This window comes from Vibrio sp. 779(2023) (assembly GCF_033344285.1).
In the GTDB taxonomy this organism is placed as follows: domain Bacteria; phylum Pseudomonadota; class Gammaproteobacteria; order Enterobacterales; family Vibrionaceae; genus Vibrio; species Vibrio alginolyticus.
The window spans coordinates 1-20,159 of record NZ_JAWPOM010000017.1 but is presented as its reverse complement, the minus strand read 5'-3'; the positions used below and the strand labels follow the sequence as shown (position 1 = coordinate 20,159).

At 44.7% G+C, this 20,159-nt stretch carries 18 protein-coding genes; 11 read left to right on the top strand and 7 right to left on the bottom strand.

Features of this window, described 5'->3' with window-relative positions; genetic code table 11:
- Window positions 1–69 precede the first annotated feature (69 nt).
- Window positions 70–1,929 (top strand): peptidylprolyl isomerase, encoded by a 1,860-nt coding sequence (gene ppiD / locus R8O70_RS18435; protein WP_258623718.1) that lies wholly within the window; start codon window positions 70–72, stop codon window positions 1,927–1,929.
- A gap of 255 nt (window positions 1,930–2,184) precedes the next feature.
- Window positions 2,185–2,469, top strand: a complete 285-nt coding sequence (locus R8O70_RS18430) for a ComEA family DNA-binding protein (protein ID WP_031777211.1) — start codon at window positions 2,185–2,187, stop codon at window positions 2,467–2,469.
- Window positions 2,470–2,567: 98 nt separating this feature from the next.
- Here the strand turns inward: R8O70_RS18430 and rrtA are convergent, their stop codons facing one another.
- Window positions 2,568–3,119: a rhombosortase gene (gene rrtA / locus R8O70_RS18425; protein ID WP_005382331.1), complete on the bottom strand. Its 552-nt coding sequence runs from the start codon at window positions 3,117–3,119 to the stop codon at window positions 2,568–2,570.
- A 3-nt stretch (window positions 3,120–3,122) separates the two neighbouring features.
- Between rrtA and R8O70_RS18420 the strand changes: the two genes are divergently transcribed.
- Window positions 3,123–3,737: a tRNA-uridine aminocarboxypropyltransferase gene (locus R8O70_RS18420; RefSeq protein ID WP_017819919.1), complete on the top strand. Its 615-nt coding sequence runs from the start codon at window positions 3,123–3,125 to the stop codon at window positions 3,735–3,737.
- Between the two features lie 6 nt (window positions 3,738–3,743).
- Here R8O70_RS18420 and R8O70_RS18415 read toward each other — a convergent pair whose 3' ends face one another.
- The 3 genes from R8O70_RS18415 to R8O70_RS18405 all read right to left on the bottom strand — a co-directional run bounded on the left by R8O70_RS18415 (window position 3,744) and on the right by R8O70_RS18405 (window position 6,971).
- Entirely contained in the window at window positions 3,744–5,066 is a 1,323-nt protein-coding gene (locus R8O70_RS18415; RefSeq protein WP_017819918.1) for an anti-phage deoxyguanosine triphosphatase, read from the bottom strand.
- A gap of 15 nt (window positions 5,067–5,081) precedes the next feature.
- Window positions 5,082–5,666, bottom strand: a complete 585-nt coding sequence (gene yfbR, locus R8O70_RS18410; RefSeq protein ID WP_021707675.1) for a 5'-deoxynucleotidase — start codon at window positions 5,664–5,666, stop codon at window positions 5,082–5,084.
- 90 nt (window positions 5,667–5,756) lie between these two features.
- Window positions 5,757–6,971 carry a pyridoxal phosphate-dependent aminotransferase gene (locus R8O70_RS18405; protein ID WP_005384283.1) on the bottom strand — a complete coding sequence of 405 codons (1,215 nt, stop codon included), beginning with the start codon at window positions 6,969–6,971 and terminating at the stop codon, window positions 5,757–5,759.
- A 217-nt stretch (window positions 6,972–7,188) separates the two neighbouring features.
- Between R8O70_RS18405 and R8O70_RS18400 the strand changes: the two genes are divergently transcribed.
- The 7 genes from R8O70_RS18400 (at window position 7,189) to R8O70_RS18370 (ending at window position 14,700) form a co-directional block, all read left to right on the top strand.
- Window positions 7,189–8,496, top strand: coding sequence for an isochorismate synthase MenF (locus tag R8O70_RS18400; RefSeq protein WP_149191945.1), 1,308 nt, complete (start codon window positions 7,189–7,191; stop codon window positions 8,494–8,496).
- A complete protein-coding gene (menD, locus tag R8O70_RS18395; protein WP_017819992.1) occupies window positions 8,493–10,211 on the top strand; it encodes a 2-succinyl-5-enolpyruvyl-6-hydroxy-3-cyclohexene-1-carboxylic-acid synthase in 1,719 nt (572 codons plus the stop codon). Before R8O70_RS18400 ends, menD begins: the two co-directional genes overlap by 4 nt.
- Window positions 10,198–11,025: a 2-succinyl-6-hydroxy-2,4-cyclohexadiene-1-carboxylate synthase gene (gene menH / locus R8O70_RS18390; RefSeq protein WP_017819993.1), complete on the top strand. Its 828-nt coding sequence runs from the start codon at window positions 10,198–10,200 to the stop codon at window positions 11,023–11,025. The genes menD and menH overlap by 14 nt, the downstream gene beginning before the upstream one ends.
- Window positions 11,018–11,884 carry a 1,4-dihydroxy-2-naphthoyl-CoA synthase gene (gene menB, locus R8O70_RS18385; RefSeq protein WP_005382318.1) on the top strand — a complete coding sequence of 289 codons (867 nt, stop codon included), beginning with the start codon at window positions 11,018–11,020 and terminating at the stop codon, window positions 11,882–11,884. The genes menH and menB overlap by 8 nt, the downstream gene beginning before the upstream one ends.
- Before the next feature lie 125 nt (window positions 11,885–12,009).
- A complete protein-coding gene (gene menC / locus R8O70_RS18380; RefSeq protein ID WP_017819994.1) occupies window positions 12,010–12,999 on the top strand; it encodes an o-succinylbenzoate synthase in 990 nt (329 codons plus the stop codon).
- Complete coding sequence (gene menE / locus R8O70_RS18375) at window positions 12,984–14,411, top strand: o-succinylbenzoate--CoA ligase (RefSeq protein ID WP_138939405.1); 1,428 nt, start codon at window positions 12,984–12,986, stop codon at window positions 14,409–14,411. Before menC ends, menE begins: the two co-directional genes overlap by 16 nt.
- A 100-nt stretch (window positions 14,412–14,511) precedes the next feature.
- Complete coding sequence (locus R8O70_RS18370) at window positions 14,512–14,700, top strand: hypothetical protein (protein WP_158173745.1); 189 nt, start codon at window positions 14,512–14,514, stop codon at window positions 14,698–14,700.
- Here R8O70_RS18370 and R8O70_RS18365 read toward each other — a convergent pair.
- From R8O70_RS18365 to R8O70_RS18355, 3 genes are all read right to left on the bottom strand, one after another.
- Window positions 14,697–15,626, bottom strand: a complete 930-nt coding sequence (locus R8O70_RS18365) for a YeiH family protein (protein WP_005384270.1) — start codon at window positions 15,624–15,626, stop codon at window positions 14,697–14,699. The genes R8O70_RS18370 and R8O70_RS18365 overlap by 4 nt on opposite strands.
- A 115-nt stretch (window positions 15,627–15,741) precedes the next feature.
- The gene (locus R8O70_RS18360) at window positions 15,742–17,616 is read right to left on the bottom strand and encodes an MFS transporter (RefSeq protein WP_005384269.1); all 1,875 of its coding nucleotides are present in this window, start codon (window positions 17,614–17,616) and stop codon (window positions 15,742–15,744) included.
- A gap of 13 nt (window positions 17,617–17,629) precedes the next feature.
- Window positions 17,630–18,220, bottom strand: a complete 591-nt coding sequence (locus tag R8O70_RS18355; RefSeq protein WP_005382308.1) for a TetR/AcrR family transcriptional regulator — start codon at window positions 18,218–18,220, stop codon at window positions 17,630–17,632.
- A gap of 392 nt (window positions 18,221–18,612) precedes the next feature.
- On the opposite strand from R8O70_RS18355, the gene R8O70_RS18350 reads away from it, so the two are divergent.
- Entirely contained in the window at window positions 18,613–19,485 is an 873-nt protein-coding gene (locus R8O70_RS18350) for a Tim44 domain-containing protein (RefSeq protein WP_005384268.1), read from the top strand.
- Window positions 19,486–20,159 lie beyond the last annotated feature (674 nt).

Genomic DNA, 20,159 nt, shown 5'->3' with positions numbered 1-20,159 from the left:
TGATATTATTGCGCCATTATTTCTATTAGATAGAAGCAGTAGGCTTCAATTGTGGAGAGCAGTTAAATTATGATGGATCGACTACGCGAAGGCGTGAATAGCATCGCGGTCAAAATTATCCTTGGACTTATCATCCTGTCTTTCGTATTTGCAGGTGTAGGTAGCTACATCGTTGGTGGTAGCAACAACTCTGCAGCGAAAGTCGGTAACACTGAGATTCCTCGTGGTGAGTTCGAGATGGCATACCAAAATGAGCGTAACCGTATGCAAGCTCAGTTGGGTGACTACTTCTCTCAAATGCTGGCTGACCCTGCATATGTTGAATCTTTCCGCAAATCCGTTTTAGATCGAATGATCAATGACGTGTTGCTTGACCAACAAGCTGAAGCTTTGGGTCTGCGAATCAGCGACACTCAAGTGCGTAGCATGATTCTAGACATGCCTCAGTTCCAATCTAATGGTCAGTTTGATCAAGAGATCTATCAAGCTTCTTTGCGTCGTGCAGGCTTTTCGCCAGACTCTTTTGCTGAGTACATGCGTCGTGAATTGGTTCGTGAGCAACTGCTGAATGCGCTAAAAAACAGTGAATTTATTCTGCCGGGTGAAGTACAAGCAGAAGGCAAGCTGTTCACTCAAACTCGTGATATTCGCACGATTCAGATCGACTTAGCGGAGTTCGCGAAAAATATTGAATTGACCGACGAAGAAATTCAAGAGTACTACAAAGCAAACCCAGACAACTTTACACGCCCAGAGCAGGTTAAAGTCTCTTACATCGAACTGTCAGCTGAAGCGCTAAAGGAACAAGTTAATGTTTCTGATGCTGAGGTGAAAAAGTACTACGACGAGCACTTAAACAAATACTCTTCAGAAGAGCAACGCCGTGTCGCTCACATTCTTGTAGAAGGGGACGATGAAGCAAAAGCGCAAGCTATCCTAGATGAGCTAAACGCGGGTGCAGATTTTGCGACGCTTGCTCAAGAGAAATCTGACGATTTTGGCAGCGCTGAAAACGGTGGTGACTTAGGTTGGATCGAGCGTGATGTGATGGACCCTGCTTTTGAAGAAGCGGCATTCGCACTGAAGAATCCTGGCGATACGTCAGGTCTAGTAAAGTCGGACTTTGGCTATCACATTATCAAGCTTGAAGAGCTAAAAGATTCTGTGGCGAAGCCATTTGAAGAAGTCGCTGCTGAAATCAAACAAGAGATGGTGGACCAACAAGCGATCGATCAATTCTACGAGTTGCAAAATGAGCTTGAGCGTGTAGCGTTTGAATACCCAGACTCATTGTATGATGCTTCTCAAGCGGTTAACCAAGAAGTGAAGACAACAGACTTTATTTCTCAGGTTGATGCACCTGAAGTGCTTCGTAGCCCTGCGGTAATGCAAGCTATCCTTAGTCCTGAAGTTAAAGAAGATGGCCTAAACTCTGAAGCTATCGAAGTTGCGCCTGAGCATATTATCGTTGTTCGTGTTGAAGATGCGCGTGACGAGACAGTTCTTCCACTAGAAGAAGTGAAAGATCAGGTTGTTGCAGAGCTATCTCGTGTTAAAGGTGAGCAAGAAGCGATGAAACTTGGAACACAAGTCGTTGCGGCATTGAAAGAAGGTAAGACGAACGTGCTTGCTGAAAACAATCTTGCCTTTGGTGAACAAGAGACAGTAGACCGTCGTTCTCCGTTAGCAACAACGGTATTCGCGATGGCAAAACCAGTCGATGGTAAACCAGTATACGGTCAGTCTAAAGATCTTGAAGGTAACATCATTATCATCGAGCTTGATGCTGTAAATGCAGAGCTAGATAGTGAGTTAGAAGATCAAGTTGCGATGCAAATGCAGCGTGCATCTTCTCAGCAAGATTTATCATCTGTACTAGCCGTACTGCGTGCAAATACTGACATTGAGTACTTTATTGTGAGCAACTAAGCACAATTAGTGTAATTTGTATGTTGAATAAAACGGACCGCATAAGCGGTCCGTTTTATTTTTGTCTTTATGAACTTCAATCATCAATAGGCATTACTTAAATTAGTGCGCGTTTAAGTGATAGCGGCCGTTGTGAATTCCGGGTCATCTCAGTTTGTTAAATGCATAACCATATTGCTTTTCATTGCAAACTTGATAGTGACTCGCTCTCGATGACTGTTTTTAGCCTACTATTTTGGAGATTGTATGTTCAATATGAAATGGATTTTGACATTGTGCTTATTTGTTTTTGCACCTTTTAGCATGGCTGCGGATTCAGCCACTGACAAATATGAAGGAATTGAAATTACTGTAAATATCAACACGGCCACTGCTGAAGAAATTGCGACCATGTTGAAAGGTATAGGTGAGAAGAAAGCGCAGAGTATAGTGGACTACCGCGAGGAACATGGCCCTTTTAAAACGGCAGCAGATTTGAAGAGCGTAAAAGGCATAGGTGAAGCGACAGTTAAGAAAAACGAAGACCGCATTTTACTGTAGCTTGATGTATTGCAGATATTGAGTCTGAATTCAGAACAATATCTGTTTCCCTATTACTGCTTTCCCGAACCAGCTCCTCTTTCGTGGTTCGGGATTTTTTATCCGAATAAACGACGGCGAAGGCCTTTTTCCAGTAAAGCCATTACTAACCCACCGAGTGCGCCAAACATATGAGCATCAATAGCAACGTTTGCACCGATAAGCTCAGCAGTACTGCTGGATGGGCCATAGACCTGCTCCCATGCTACTTTGGCGATTAGCCCTCCGACTAACAACACACTGCTTCTTCTGCTTTCAAAGACTTCTCTGAGCGCCCAAAATCCAAACAATCCGTGTAATACGCCGGATAAACCCACGTATACCGACATGTTGGTAAACAAATTCAGCGCACCAACACATGCACATAAGATTGAAAAAACGATAAGGAAGTTACGAGTGCTTGGGCGAAAAATAAAAGTAATGATCCACAATCCGGCGAGGTTCATTCCTAAGTGCGCAAAGTTGGTATGTGTGAGATTTCCTGTTACGATTCGCCACCATTCACCATGGCGTATATTGTAGCTGTGCCACTCGGTTAGGCTTGCCATTGGTTCAAATTGAAGTATCAAACAGATCACGCTGATAATACTCAGCAAGGTATAAAGGTTCACTCTATGTCTCGTTATTGTTCTCGTTGTGGAAAATCGCAAAAAGCGTGTATTTGCCAATGGATTGTACCGCTGGCAAGCGAGGTAGAACTTATCATTCTTCAGCACACGAGTGAAGAACATCGTCCGCTTGGTACGGCACGGATTCTCAATTTGAGTTTAGATAACTGTATTTGTTTGATAGGAGAGGACTTTTCTTGTGATGATGTCTTAAATCACTTATTAGCGGATAAGTCATATCAACATTTTGTTCTTTACCCATCAGAAGAGTCACGATGCATTTCTGAAATCACTCAAGCGAGTCATAGTGTATCTAAGAAAATACGTTTGATTTTGCTCGATGGTACGTGGAAAAAAGCGTACAAAATGTGGCAACTCTCAAGCAACTTACATTCATTCCCAACCGTGCAGTTGCCTAAGCAACTACAAGGGCACTACACCATTCGTAAGGCGCCCTCTGAGAATAGCTTATCGACAGTCGAGGCTGGTTATCATTCGCTTCGCTTGCTTGAACCCGAGCGAGACTTTACACCGCTGATGCGTGCCTTTGAAAAGATGATCGAATTCCAAATCGCCCAGATGCCTCCGGGCGTTTTTGAAAAGAATTACTTGAAAGGTTGAGTGTTACTAAAGAACGATGGAAGAGAAAAGTTGGCGGTGTAGCTTTTGCGCGTGACCATCGGTCATTGCAGAAATATAATCGGCGATGACCCTCATCTTATTGCTCTCGCTCTTCGCCTGACACCACAGATCTTTTGTATGAACGGGTAGTAATCGCTCTGGGTCTGCTGTTAACGCTTCAAAAATATCCATAATAATTTGCTGACCCTTATACTCAACGATCTGGACCTGCGGGACTTGGATAACGAAGGTGCTGACAAAGTGCTTGAGTACGTCAAGTGCACGTGCCATCTGTGGTTCTAAACACGCATTCCAAGACAGTAACGGGTTATTAAACGGCTCATCCACCGCTTTGATTGAAATGCTGGTCAGTAGCGCGTTAACCATACCACCGATGGCATCTTTCCGCTCATGGTGCTTACCGCTAAATAGCATCTGTCCGATGGAATCGATATGAGCTTCAAACCACGGGTCGCCACAGTCCACTAATTGACTTGCTGCGCCTTCTTGCCATTGCTGACGTGTCACCATACCAAGTACGATTGCATCTTCTAAATCATGAACACCGTAGGCGATATCATCTGCTAACTCCATGATTGAGCAATCGAGTGATTTAAAACGCGTTTTACTGTGCTCAAACTCCGATTCTGGCGTTGAACGCATCAGACTAAGCAATGCCTTGTCGTTGTCAGAAAGCGGTGCAATTACCCAATCAAATAAGTCTTTATCACAATCATAAATGCCTTTAGCTGGGCTCCAATCTTTTGCTTTTAGTTTACGTTGATGCTCGGCTGGTTGAGGCAACTTGACGGAGCGTGTTTGACTAATGAGGGCAGGGTACTTAATCAAACCAAGCAGTGTGCGGCGTGATAAATTCATTCCGAAATGCTCGGTATAAGGCTCTAACTTAGTGACGATACGAAAGGTTTGGGCGTTCCCCTCGAAGCCGCCATGTTCGCGCATTACGTAGTTTAGAGCGACTTCTCCCCCATGACCGTATGGAGGATGCCCGATGTCGTGAGCCAAACATAATGAATCAATTAAGCTGTCTGATGGTAATAGTTCACGGAACTCTGGTTGTTTTTTCTTTAACTGGGCGACGATACCGGTCCCGAGTTGCGACGCTTCTAAGGAGTGCGTTAACCGACTGCGGTGAAAGTCTTCCAAGCTATTGCCGTGTACTTGGGTTTTTGCTTGTAGGCGTCGAAATGCAGCCGAGTGAAGAATGCGCGCTCGGTCTCGTTGGTACGGGCTCCGATGGTCGTCTCGACGGATTTTATGCTCATCATCATGGCGCTCTTGCCATTGCGGGTGTAATTCAAACGACACGATTATCTCCGTAAGCTAACTGATTTCATCTAACGATAATTCGAAACTTGGGGCAAAGGTATTGAGAAAGTAATCCATTTCAGGCGTTCTGCGTTCTTGCAAAGTGACGTCTAAGCGTTTTTTTGCCAGAGCGAACTCATGGTTGCCGGCGCTTAGTTCTTCGAGACATTTTAAATAGGCACAGATGGAATCGGCTTGCTTAACGATTTTTGCGTCCTCTTCATGTGCAGAGTGAGAAAGAAGATAGGGGGCAAAATCATCTCGGAACTCTTCCGGTAACATTGAGAGTAATTTTTGCTCCGCTGCCGATTCTATCTTCTTATATTCTTTGGCAATTTCAGGGTTGTAATACTTCACTGGAGTCGGAAGATCACCCGTTAATACTTCACTGGAGTCATGGTACATGGCAAGAATCGCGATGCGTTCTGGATTAAGGTTGCCGCCGAACTTTTTGTTTTTAATGAGGGCAAGGGCATGAGCGACAAAAGCAACTTGTAAGCTATGCTCTGAAACGTTTTCTGGTGAGACGGACCGCATTAAAGGCCAGCGTTGGATCAGCTTCATTCGAGCCAGGTGGGCGAAAAAATGGCTTTCTTTCATGGCTTTCTCCGTTTCTGGTGTAAAAAAGGAACTCACTAGGAGTTCCTCTAAGCATATGAGAGATCAGCACTAATTACTACCAGTGATTCATTACTGGCTGTAGGTTGATAGGAATCTTTCAAAACGTCCAATGGCGATTTCTAGATCTTCAACGTGCGGTAGTGTCACGATGCGGAAGTGGTCTGGTTTTGGCCAGTTAAAGCCGGAACCTTGCACCAGTAAGACTTTCTCTTGTTTTAAGAAATCTAAAACCATCTGTTGATCGTTCTTGATGTTGTACATTTTAGTGTCGATTTTCGGGAAGAGGTACATCGCACCCTTAGGTTTGACACAAGAAACGCCAGGAATCTGATTGATCAGTTCATACGCTCGGTTGCGCTGCTCTAACAAGCGTCCGCCAGGTAAAATCAGTTCATTGATACTCTGGTATCCACCTAACGCGGTTTGAATGGCATGTTGCATTGGTACGTTTGCACATAAACGCATCGATGAAAGCAGCTCCAAGCCATTCACGTACCCTTGAGCCAGATGTTTAGGCCCCGTTAAGAACATCCAGCCACCACGGAAACCACAAACACGGTAGGCTTTTGAAAGGCCATTGAATGTCATGACTAGTACGTCTTCAGTGAGTGTGGCGACTGAGGTATGTGTTGCACCGTCGTACAACACTTTGTCGTAGATCTCATCTGCGAAAATGATCAGTTTGTGCTGGCGTGCTATCTCAATCACTTCAAGTAGGAAGTCACGGCTGTATACCGCACCTGTCGGGTTGTTCGGGTTGATCAGAACAATGCCACGTGTCTTTGGTGTGATTTTCTTTTTGATGTCTTCAAGGTCTGGGTACCAGTCAGCCTCTTCATCACATAGATAATGAACCGGCTTACCACCAGATAGTGCAACTGAAGCTGTCCATAACGGATAGTCTGGTGCTGGGATCAGCATTTCGTCGCCATTGTTTAATAGCGCTTGCATGGCCATTACGATCAACTCAGACACGCCGTTACCTACATACACATCTTCTACATCTAGCGAGCGTATACCTTTACGCTGATAGTGTTGGACCACAGCTTTACGAGCAGAGTAAATACCTTTGGAATCACAATAGCCTTGAGAAGTCGGCAGATTACGAATCACGTCGACTAAAATCTCATCAGGGGCGTCAAAACCAAATGGGGCAGGGTTACCAATGTTTAGCTTTAGGATTTTATGCCCTTCTTCCTCCATGCGCTTAGCATGTTTGAGTACAGGACCCCTAATGTCGTAGCAGACATTGTCGAGTTTTGACGACATCCCGATATTTTGCATTGTTTAATTCCTAAAAATTCGTTAATTTCTTTATTAAAATACAATAATTTGTTTTTTATTAGAATATATATCTGTAAATAATCTGTCTGCTGGTTAAGTTTTGCTCGCTTGCTATCACAGGATTTTGCAAAAGATCGCATACGACCTTGATTTGCTTTGGGTCTAAACTTAGAGTAGCCGTCAGTTACCATTTATCCTCACATACAACGAGGTTGATTTGTCACAGTTCCATCAAGCCGTAAAGAGAATTATCGAGCGAGTTCAGCAATCGGAAGGCAATCAAACACGTCTGGTCGAGCCCCTTAGCGAGAAACCCAATTTCTCATTTATTGATTGGCTTGATGCACAACCACTTTTCCCTAAGTTTTATTGGCAGTCCCGCGATACACGTGAAGAGGTCGTTGCACTAGGGCAATTGCACGCTTTTGTTGAGCCAGGTCCTGCTTATACCATTCTAGGTGAAGGGCAAAGAGTCTGGGGCGGGCGCTCTTTTGATGGACAGCATGAGAAGAATCGTCGCTGTATGCCTTCTTTTTTCTTTTTGCCTCAAATTGAGTTAATTCGTTTTGACCATCAGTGGTCTCTCGCAGTTAATATTTCAGAAGACAAATCGCGAACTCTAGCTGGGTTGAATAAACTGGTTTGTGAGGTCGCGGCCTTAGCTCCAATTTCGTCTCACATCCGCTCTATTGTTCATACGCCAAGTCAGCCTCAATGGAATGAGTTAGTTCATAAGGTTCTGACTGGTATAGAGAATGATGATTTTAAGAAAGTGGTTTTAGCGCGTCGCTCTACCGTGCAGCTTGATAACACATTAAGTGCTGCACAGCTACTTAAAGCAAGTTACTTAAATAACCATCATAGCTTCCATTTCATGCTGAGCTTAGACAGTAAGCACAGTTTTATGGGGTCTACACCAGAACGTTTGTATTCTCGCGTAGGGCATGAGCTACATACCGAAGCGTTAGCAGGTACGATTGGTCGGGGAGACAATGCCACTCAAGATATGGAGTTGGCGAATTGGTTATCCCAAGACCAAAAGAACCTCAACGAAAACCAGTATGTGGTGGACGACATCATTGATCGTCTATCACCGCATTCTGAAATGGTTGAAGTGGAAGCTGAACCTAGTTTGGTCAGACTACGAAAAGTGCAGCACCTTAAGCGAAATATTCACGCTAGTCTAAGAGCGGGGATAAATGGTGTTCAGTTGTTATCGGCGCTTCAGCCAACAGCGGCGGTTGCTGGCTTACCCCGACAAGAGTCCATGCAGTTTATTCTTGATAATGAGCCCTTTGCACGCGGCTGGTACGCGGGGTCAATGGGTTATATAAGCCATGAACGAGCAGAGTTTTGTGTTGCAATCAGAAGCGCGCTTGTGCTCGGTGATCAAGTACAACTGTTTGCGGGCGCAGGGATTGTGCCTGGTTCTGTGGCAGAACATGAGTGGGCAGAACTTGATAAGAAAATGTCGACGTTACTTACGCTGATTTCTGATCATCCGCCATTGGGAGTCGCATCATGAGTCATGACCAAGCGGTGCTCAATCGAGTTTGGTCAGAAACCATATTGATTGAGCTTCAGCGATTTGGCGTTAAGCATGTTTGTATCGCTCCCGGATCTCGTTCTACTCCTTTAACTTTAGAAGCGGCAGAACAGTCCGACTTTTCCATTCATACTCATTTTGATGAGCGTGGACTGGGCTTTATGGCTCTTGGTTTAGCGAAAGCTACTCAGGAGCCAGTGGCAATTATCGTTACCTCTGGTACGGCAGTGGCGAACCTATTACCGTCGGTTGCCGAAGCCAAACTTACTGGTGAAAAACTGGTGCTGCTGACAGCAGATCGTCCAGTAGAACTTGTCGGCTGTGGTGCAAACCAAGCGATAAATCAATTGGGTATTTTTTCACATCATGTTTCGGCCAGTTTGAATTTACCAAGCCCAAATTTAGCAACGTCGCTTAACTGGTTGCTGACCTCTGTTGACGAAGTGATGTTTACTCAGCAATTGCAGGGTAGTGCTGTTCATATTAATTGTGCATTTCCAGAGCCTTTGTACTCCAATACAGAAAAGAGTACCTATCAGGATTACCTTGATACCGTTGCTGGCTGGCGAGATAGCAAGGTGACGTATTGCCAGCGCTTTAACCCGAAAACCAGCAGTGCAATTCCAAGCTGTGGGGATAACAAAGGTGTGGTGGTCATTGGTAGTTTGCCACTGGTTCAGGCTCAAGCTGCACGAGCGTTTGCAGAGCAAATGGGCTGGCCAGTCCTTGCTGATCCACAAAGTGGTGTCAGTTCGGATTGGGCGCATTTTGATTTATGGTTGCAGAATTCGAAATTGGCTAGCCTACTGGATGGCTGTGACTTAATCGTGCAGTTCGGTAGTCGAATCATTTCTAAACGTTTTAATCACTGGTTAGAAAAACACGTAGCACGTAATCAGCAAGGTGGTGACATTCAATATTGGTACGTATCGCCTCGATTAGAGCGAGATAACCAAAGTCACTTACCACAATGGCACTGGGCGGAGCAGCCAAGCTCATGGGTTGAACGTACGACGGAGTTTTCATCAGAACATGCTGGTTGGGCAAATGAACTTGCCGCGGACATCAAACAGGTCACGCAACACGCGAAAGGCTTGTTTGCTTCTGACCCTAAGAGTGAGCTGAGTGAGATTGCGTTAGCGATTGATGTGGCTGAGCGTGCTCAGGGTGTGGATCTGTTTGTTGGCAACAGTCTGTTTGTCCGATTGATCGACATGTTCGGCAAGCTTGATAACACAGAGGTTTTCACTAACCGTGGTGCGTCTGGCATTGATGGGCTGTTTGCCACAGCAAGCGGGGTACAACGCGCGCGCCAGAACCCGATGTTAATGTTTATTGGCGATACTTCTGCCTTATATGGGCTGAACTCATTGGCACTGTTTACGCACAACAAGTTGCCTTCGGTGTTGGTGATTACTAACAACGATGGTGGGGCGATTTTTGACTTACTGCCTGTACCGCAAGAGCATCGCGAGTCGTTCTATCAAATGCCTCATGGTTATGAATTTGAACATGCAGCGAAACAGTTTGGTTTACAGTATTGCAAACCGAACACGCTGGCTGAGTATCAATCTATAGTCTCTGAGCATTTTGCTAGCGGCGAAGGGGCGTTAGTGGTTGAAGTTCAAACGCCATCGAACCAAGCGGTAGAGCAACTAAAATCCTTCAACAAGAATTTGCATGCTCTATTCTAAACGCTTCCCAGCAACGGAAAAGCACCAAAGTAGTATTTTGCCTACTCTGGTGTTTTTGCATGGTTTGTTTGGTAGCGGTGAAGACTGGCAATCGTGTATCAACGCGTTACCCGAATATGAACGTGTTACGGTTGACCTTCCTGGTCACGGACGCAGCCAATCTATTTTTTGCTGCGATTTAAATGATTGCTGCAAACTTCTTGGTTCCACACTATCTTTATTATTTCCCTCACAACAACCACTTATTTTGATTGGATACTCTATGGGCGGCCGCATTGCGATGCATGGTATTGCCCATCAATGCTTTCCAGAGCTCAATATTGCAGGCGCGATTATTGAAGGGGGAAACTTCGGGCTTCAAACTGAGTCAGAGAAACAGGTGAGATTAGAGAATGATGCTCGCTGGGCAATGCGTTTCAAAACTGAACCACTTGAACGTGTTTTGAACGATTGGTACCAACAAGCGGTGTTTTCTTCACTAAACCATGAGCAAAGACAAACATTCATTGCGAAGCGAAGTGATAATCTTGGCTCAGCGGTGGCGAATATGTTGATGGCGACATCGTTAGCCAAACAGGCATATTTGTTGCCCTCACTGCAAAAGCAGAACATACCAGTGTATTACTTGTGTGGTGAGAAAGACCAAAAATTTAGCCAACTGGCACAACGTAGCGGGTTGGCGTATCGACAAGTTGAAGGCGCTGGTCATAACGTCCATCAAGAGCAGCCCAAACAGTTTGCGATACATACCAAGCAAATAATTCAGTCTCACTTTGGTGAGAGTAACGAGAACAATGGGAATCACCATGGCTAAAACAGTAGGCATTTCTGAAGAAGAACTTTACGCTCCGGTTCAATGGAAAGATTGCGGCGAGAAATACGAGGACATTCATTACCATAAGTCTGAAGATGGTATCGCGAAAATCACCATTGCGCGTCCTCAAGTGCGTAACGCGTTTCGTCCTCAAACGGTAAAAGAGATGATTGATGCGTTGGCAGATGCGCGTTACGACTCTGGTGTTGGCGTGATCATTCTGACAGGTCTAGGTGAAGACGCATTCTGTTCTGGCGGCGACCAGAAGATCCGTGGCGACTACGGCGGCTATAAAGACGACCAAGGCACACATCACCTCAACGTATTGGACTTCCAACGCGATATTCGTACTTGTCCAAAACCAGTGATCGCATCGGTAGCTGGTTGGGCTGTTGGCGGTGGTCATGTACTGCATATGATGTGTGATCTAACAATTGCAGCTGACAACGCTCAATTTGGTCAAACAGGCCCTAAAGTGGGTTCATTTGACGGCGGTTGGGGCGCATCTTATATGGCTCGTATCGTAGGCCAAAAGAAAGCTCGCGAAATTTGGTTCCTATGTCGTTTCTACAATGCTCAAGAAGCGGTAGACATGGGCCTAGTAAACACAGTTGTACCACTAGCGGATCTAGAGAAAGAAACCGTTCGTTGGTGTCGTGAAGTACTACAGCACAGCCCAATGGCATTGCGCTGCCTGAAAGCTGCATTAAACGCAGATTGTGATGGTCAAGCGGGTCTGCAAGAGCTAGCGGGTAACGCAACGATGATGTTCTACATGACTGATGAAGGCCAAGAAGGTCGTAATGCCTTTAACGAGAAGCGTCGCCCAGACTTCGATAAATTCCCTCGCAACCCATAATCCGTCTAAATGAGGAGCGTGTTAGCTCCTCTGTTACTTTTTTCCTGAGCGCATCGCCCTCTGGGAGGCTGGTGGGATTGCTCGTCAGAACGCTCAAATATACGGCATTACATAGGACTTGAATTATGCGTGAAGCGAAAATTTATCGTTATAGCTTGCCCATGGATAGTGGTGTCATCCTACGTGACAACAAGCTAACCGAACGTGTTGGTTATGTTGTTGCGCTTTCCGAAGATGGTAAAACAGGGCTTGGAGAAGTCGCTCCTCTTCCTTGTTTTAGCTTAGAGAGCACCGAAGATGCGGGTGTTCAGCTACAAGAACAGGCGGAGCGTTGGGTAGCAGAGTTGGATGTGGATTATGCCAAGATGTACCCGTCGGTTGCGTTTGGTTTATCGATGGCACAGCTTGAATTAGCTGGTGGCTTACCACAACAAGGTAAATACCAAACAGCGCCACTATGCACTGGCGACCCAGATGAGCTCATTCCAAAGCTGAACGAGATGGAAGGTGAGAAAGTCGCTAAGGTGAAAGTTGGACTTTATGAGCCAATTCGCGATGGCATGCTTGTGAACCTTTTTCTTGAATCAATCCCTCAATTAACGCTTCGACTCGATGCCAATCGCGCTTGGACACCAGAAAAAGCGCAGCAGTTCGCTAAGTACATTGCTCCGTCTCTGCGTCAACGAATCACGTTTCTAGAAGAGCCGTGCCGCTCTCCTGGCGATAGTCTCTCTTTTGCGATTAATACTGGTATTGCTATCGCTTGGGATGAAACATTGCAAGATGCGGTTCGTCGTGAAGATTTCCGTCTTGAAGATCTAACTGGTGTGAAAACGATCATCATCAAACCCACACTCATTGGTTCAGTGGATTTTTGTATTACACTGATAGAGAAAGCGAAGTCACTGGGGATGAAAGCAGTGATTAGCTCGAGCATTGAATCCAGTCTCGGTTTAACTCAATTAGCGCGCTTTGCCCAATGGCAGCTGCCTGATGAAGTTCCAGGTTTGGATACGATTGGCTTATTCAAAGCTCAGCTAGAGCAGGGCTGGCCTAAGTGTGAACTTCCCGTTCTTCCTCTAAAAGACCAGGAGATTGTGTGGCATTCTGCGTAGACAATATTGCGAAGGCACCATGGAAATATTGGGCTCAAACGAGCCCTTTTTCTATTGCACTCAAGACATCAACAGAAGTATTAAACTGGCAACAACTCTCGAAGCGTATTGACCAATACACTCACTATTTGAATGACTTGGGTGTAACTCGGGGGGATGTGCTGACTTTGGTTGGCAAGAACCAAGTAGAAACACTGTTGTTTTATCTTGCCTCCAAACAGTTAGGCGCGCTCGCTGCGCTGACCATGGAACAACCACTAGATAAGTTGCAGAGTAAGCTTGCTACACTTTACAGGCCTGATCAAACTCGGTTTATCTGGTTTTCTCAGGAGTGCGCTTCGATCTTTTCTGAACATGATATACAAAAACTCAAGGCAACATTGCTTTCACCGCCTGTAGTATCACAGCAAGAGAGTGATTCGTTGACTGAAGATAGCTATCATCATGACCGGCTCGCTTCAGTAGTATTTACTTCTGGCTCTACAGGGGAGCCTAAAGCTGTGGTTCATACACATCGACAGCATCTTGCGTCTGCAGAGGGCTTGTTGCAGGAGTTCATTTTCACTCAGCAAGATGCTTGGCTGTTATCGCTTCCACTGTATCACGTCTCTGGATTAGCGATTGTCTATCGTTGGCTATATGTCGGAGCAACACTAAAAGTCGGTTCAGGGAAACTTGTTGATGATGTTCAGGGCGTATCACACGCTTCTTTGGTTGCGACTCAGCTCAAACGGTTATTGGATGATGATGCACATTTGTCATTGACACATGTGCTACTGGGCGGCAGCCACGTTGATCACGAGTTGGCACTACGAGCAACAGGGCAAGGCATTGAGACATGGTTAGGTTATGGGATGACGGAGGCGGCCTCTACCGTTACCGCAAAGAGAATTGACAGCACCAGTAATGCTGGACATGTATTGAAGCACCGTAAGATAAAATTAGTTGACCAACGCATTTTTGTTGGCGGTAAGACATTAGCGGCAGGGTATTTCCATCAAGGACATGTTACCCCATTTCTGGATGAGAAAGGCTGGTTTGACAGCAAAGATCTTGGCGAGTGGCAAGGTGATGAATTAAAGATAATCGGCCGTGCCGACAATCAGTTTATCTCTGGTGGTGAGAATATCCATTGTGAAGAGATTGAAGCCGCTTTGAACCAAATTGATGGTGTAGTGCAGAGTATAGTGGTTCCAGTCGAAGACGCGGAGTTTGGTCATAGACCAGTAGCTGTGATTCAGACCAATGGATTGCGCAGCAAATCGGAGTATGACCAGCATTTGCAATCAAAATTAGAGAAGTTTAAATGGCCAGTGGAATACCACGTAATGCCACAAACTCTACTAGAAGGTGGGATCAAAATTTCGCGTAAGGCAGTGAAAGAGTGGCTGCTGTCATCACTTCAGCATTAGTCAATTTTGCTATGTATTAGTCATAAAGAGAATTTCGTATCCTAATAACTCTGAATCATAATTATGCTTCTTCGTGGAGAGAAAATGCATAAGGTTCAGGATGGCAAAGCTAGTTTTAATTGCGGCAGTAGCACTACAAATTGGTATCGCGATAAGTAGTGAAGGGCTAGCCCGCTCTGTTGCAGAGCTAACGGCATTTTTGATCGCTATTGCGTTGGTCGTTATATACAAAAATAGCAAACGGGAAATGCCGTCCCCTCAACGCGATAAGCAGACCACCAATATCTAAAACAGTAACCAACTTAGAGAAGTGGTCGAAATTAACACCCACAGAGTCACACCAAACAACAGCGGCTTAGCTCCAGCTGACTTTAGTTTTGAAATTGAAATGCTGCAACCTATCAAGAACAGACATACAACCAACGCTTGCTTTGCTCCAATGAAAATGCCGTGATAGACCATTTCAAATTGAGGAAAGAAGTCGCTAAACGCGATAGCTGCACAGTACCAAAAAATGAAATAAGGGATAGCTAGTTTTTTCTTTCCATTCTCTTTTTGGCCTCTTGAAAAGATGACGGCACTGATCAAAGCAACAGGAATGATCCATAAAGCGCGCGCGAGTTTCAATGTTGTTGCCGTCGTTAGTGCTTCTTCCCCATAGGCCGAGGCAGCCCCGACAACAGAAGATGTGTCATGAATGGCAATCGCAGCCCATGTGCCAAACGTGTGTTGATCTAGCCCTAAAGCATGTCCAATCACAGGAAACACAAAGAGTGCAATGGAGTTCAGGACAAACACTGTTGCCAGTGCTAATCCAATCTGCTCGTCTTTCGCTTTAATCGCCGGTGCCACAGCAGCAATTGCGCTACCACCACAAATTGCAGTACCTGATGAGATTAAGTAAGCGGTTACTCGCTCCAATTTAATTACCCTGGCAATGAGAGTGCCCATGATCAGTGTGCCTGTAATAGTGGCGATGATCAGGCCGATACCATCCGATGTGACTGCAAGTGCTTGCTCAAAGTTGATGCCAAAGCCTAAGCCAATAATCGAGTAAGACAGCAGCTTTTTAGTAAAAGAAGCGATGGGCAGCTCGGAAGGCACAAAACCAAAACTTGCGAGTAGAAAACCGATAACTAGAGCAATGGGAGAGGAGGCAAGAGGGGTTAGACAAAAAAGTAACGCCAATCCAAACAGGAGGTAGTTTCTATTCAAGGTTTTTATTCGCTGTTGTGAATGAAAGGGAGAGTATATCGCACTGGGTGTGGTCAGTTTGTCTTAATGATTTGAACACATGTTCAGTTATTCTAAACATGTGTTCAAGCGTATTTTATCGCCAGTCGCCTCTGAGTTGATGCACTTTATCGAACATTGTTTTTGCCGTTGCCTCATTTGGTGGCACTGGTTGTCCTGCTTCAATTTCTAGCTTTGACCAAAATCGAGTCGGTAAGCCACAGCATGCGCGACCTTTTGCGCGGCTGAAATAGCTTCCCCATAAGCCTTTAAGTGCAACAGGTATGACAGGTACTGGACTACGACGTAGGATTATATCAATACCGCGCATGAATTCATTCATTTCACCATCTGACGTTAATCTTCCTTCAGGGAATATACAGACGATATGACCTTCGCTTAGCGCGGCTTCCACATCGTTAAATGCACGTCTGATAGAGCTTCTGTTACTCGCTGAAATTGGAATTACCCCAGTTCGACGTAAAAAGCGCCTTAATGGAGGTAGGTTGGCGTAATCTTCCTCCATCACAAAACGAATCAACCTTGGGCATACGGCACTAAGTAGCAATGCATCCATGTAGCTTACATGATTACATACAATCAATGCCCCACCATGCTCGGGTAGGTTGTGTAGATTCTTATGCTTAACTCGATAGATGGTGTGCGTAAGCATCCACATGACAAAGCGAACTACAAAAATAGGAATTTGCAAAAAGATGTAAGCGGCGACTAAGAAATTTAAAATGGCTAACAATGCAAACAGCTGAGGAATTGTCATCTTGATTACACTTAGGCACACAATACCTAAGACAGCGCTGCCGACCATAAACAGAGAGTTAAAAATGTTGAGCCCTGCGATGACTTGAGCACGTTCGGTTTCCTTTGCTCGATGCTGCATTAATGCGTAAAGAGGCACGATAAATAAACCGCCCGAAGCGCCAATCATCAATAGGTAGAAAAATAATGGCCAAAAAGGCTCATATCTAAAGAAGTCTACAAAGTTATGGAAAGTAGGTAGATCATTGGGAATGGAAGTGGCCATTAGGTACCCAAATACCGTAATGCCAAAGGCACCAATTGGCACAATACCGACTTCGATACGATGGTTTGAGATCCAATTGCAAAGTAGCGACCCTAGCGCGATACCAATGGAAAATAGAGCGAGCAAGAAAGACACCGCACTCTCGGTGCCATTTAGGTAAATCTTAGTGAAATTCGGAAATTGTGTTAGATATGCGGCGCCTAAAAACCAAAACCAGCTTATTGCCATTATGCATTGAAAAACAACTCGATCGGATTTGGCGATAGAGAGCGTGTGTTTGGTTTGCTTGTATGGTTGCCAACGAAAAGAGAGATTGGGCGCGCTGGCTGCAGCAAAGGGGATTGAGCGGCTCGACAAGTAGCCTAACAATGCGAAGATCACGACACAAAATGCGGCAAGGTATTTTGCGTTGTCTGCAGAGGCAATAATCCCAGCGCCTAAGGTGCCAATAAGGATGGCGATAAAGGTACCAGCTTCAACAAGAGCGTTGCCGGGCACTAACTCTTTAGCATTTAACTTTTGAGGCAAAAGGGCATATTTAACTGGGCCAAAAAATGCTGACTGTGTGCCCATTAAAAACAGTAGCAATAAAAGCACACCATAACTTTCGGTTATGAATCCGATGGCACCCAAGAGCATGATGGCTATTTCAAATAGTTTAACCTTACGAATAAACCATGACTTTTCATATTTGTCGGCTAATACGCCAGCGGAAGCAGAGAACAAAAAGAACGGTAGAATGAACAAGCCTGCCGCAAGGTTGATGAACAAATTGCTCGAAATAGGCAGTGCACTGGAGCCCGCGAATGCGACAAACAACAGCAAAACGTTTTTAAAAATATTGTCGTTGAAAGCGCCAAAAAACTGAGTAATGAAATAGGGCAGGAACTTTCTCTGCGTAAGTAACGACGGCTGTCTGTCGGATGACATGGATAATCCTTTGTTACCAGTTCGTGAGATAGTTAGAAAGAAGATTACTGATCAACTCTTTGCCATCAATAGGTTCACTAGAGAAAAACTTATCATCAACACTGAGTAAAGTAATGCCATGTACGCCAGACCAAAGGACTCGACTCGCTTGAATCACTTCGGATTCAGTACGATGTGGTGCGATTTGAGCCAATAGTGACTCTAGCATTCCCGTCATACCATCGATACGTTTGGCATGCCATTCCGGAAGTTCTGCTCCATTCATGTTGTGTTCGAACACTAACTGCCAACGGTATGGGTGTTTTTGAGCAAAATCGTGGTAGCAATAAGCGAGTTCAAAAAGCGCTTGATGGGAGTCTTTGCTGTCATTAGTCGCTTTGCGTGCTTCTTGAGATAACTCATCTAAAGTTTGAGCGACAACATGAAGCAACAACAAATTATAATTACCAAAAACATTTACCAATGTGCTTGGCACGTAACCAATCATGTTAGCGATTTTACGAAGACTGAGTTCGTGGTAAGAATTCTCATCTAAAAAGTTTTTGACCGTTGTTAACGTCAAATTCACTAACTCTTCTCGGGTGTGATCGTTTCTGCGCGCCATACTCTCAAACTACTTTATTGAACATCGTTCAATATGATAGTCAGCTACCTATTAACCGTCAACAAGGCAATGTATCCAAGTGCCCTCAAGGTGTAGGATTCTGAGCTGTGTCACTGATTCTAATTCAAGTAAAACAATCTGGAGTATTAGTGAACTTATTCCATACTTTTTTTACATTGATCAAGCGCCTTCAGCTGAATTGTAAGCAGTGTGAGCAGTCTGCATTTTTGGCAATATTCTGATACATGTCAGCTTCTATAAGCTATTTTCATCAATCGGTATACAGAGTATGATGACTTAAAAATCATCTTTGGCGTGCTACTGTTTGAAACAACGATTGTTTCGTCTTGAAAATGGGGCACTATCTTAGATAGCTAACTTTAAGGATAACGATGAAACGTTTATTTTCTATTGTTGCTTTATTGATGTTTACTGTTGCTGTAACGCCTATAGCGGAAGCGAAGAAGTTTGGTGGCAGTAAGTCTTTCGGTAAGAGCTACAAAACTGCACCAGCACCGAAACAACAGCAACAAAACACCAATACGGTCGGCAAAGATCAGACGACAAAGTCTTCAAGTAAGAAAGGCCTTATGGGTGGTCTGCTAGGCGGACTTCTTGCTGGTGGTCTACTTGCTGCATTCTTTGGCGGTGCTTTTGAAGGTATCCAGTTTATGGATATCCTAATTATTGGTTTGATTGCCTTTGTCATCTTTAAACTAATGCGCGGTATGCTAGGTGCGAAGCAGGGCAGTATGAACCAGCATCGTCAACAGCCTGCATTTGGTGGCAACGCATCTAAGTTTGAGCAACCAAACATGCAAAACTTTGAGCAACAACCAAACACAAATAATGGTGGCTTTGGTGGTTTTGGCGCTCAAACAGACGTACCACATAACTACCCACCGGGTTTTGACCAAGCAGCGTTCATTAATGGTTCTCGTGAACACTATCGAATCCTGCAAGGTGCGTGGAATCACAACCAGTTAGAAACTATTGAAGAATATGTTTCTCCAAGCTTGTTTGAAGACCTAAAAGCAGAGCGCGCGAAGCTCGACGGTGAGCAGCATACTGACGTAATGTACGTTGATGCGGAGATCGTCCGTGCTGATTACGATGCAAATAAAGCACAGCTTAGTCTGCAGTTTAGCGGTCGTTACCGTGACACAGTAGAAGGTGTTGAAGAAGAAATCGAAGATATCTGGCACCTAGAGCGTGACTTGACTGCGCCTAATGCGCCATGGTTAATCGTTGGCATTCAAGGCTAGTCACCTTTAAACCAATTTAGTCACTAGTAAAAATCCCGCATCCCCTGCGGGATTTTTTGTATCTATCATTTGTATTTCTTGTACGTGTTTTTATACAAACATCACTAATTGAGTCCGCTTGATAACTTTTGCTCTAATTTTGCGAGCCCACTTTTTCTAGTAAGTCCTAAAGTGTTTTCCTATTTATATTGAACATTCATATTAAGGCCATACGAACTAACAAAATCAAAATAGCTAGTACATTGTTTGTAGGGTAAAGATCTGCTCCTCAGCCTTTTGTTTGTGGAGTTTCACATGGGGTTGGTTGCTTTAGTGAGATTGAGTATAGGTTATACCAATCGTAGTAAATAACAGGTCATTCTAGCTTGTTAAAATACTCGATAACTGCGTTGCAATTTTTGATTGTAGAATAACTACTTATCAAAAAATTGCGCCTTGTTCTCAAGCATTTTCCCTACGCTATTTCTGATCACTTATTTACCGTGATAGGTATTCAATCGAGCAGAGTTTCGGTTAGGAGTGAAAGGTTCGTTGTAGTAGGACTATGCTATCAAGATCCTGAAACGAAAAAAGCCAGCTCAATGAGCTGGCTTCTTCAATATGGTGGAGGGGGACGGATTCGAACCATCGAAGGCAGTGCCGGCAGATTTACAGTCTGCTCCCTTTGGCCACTC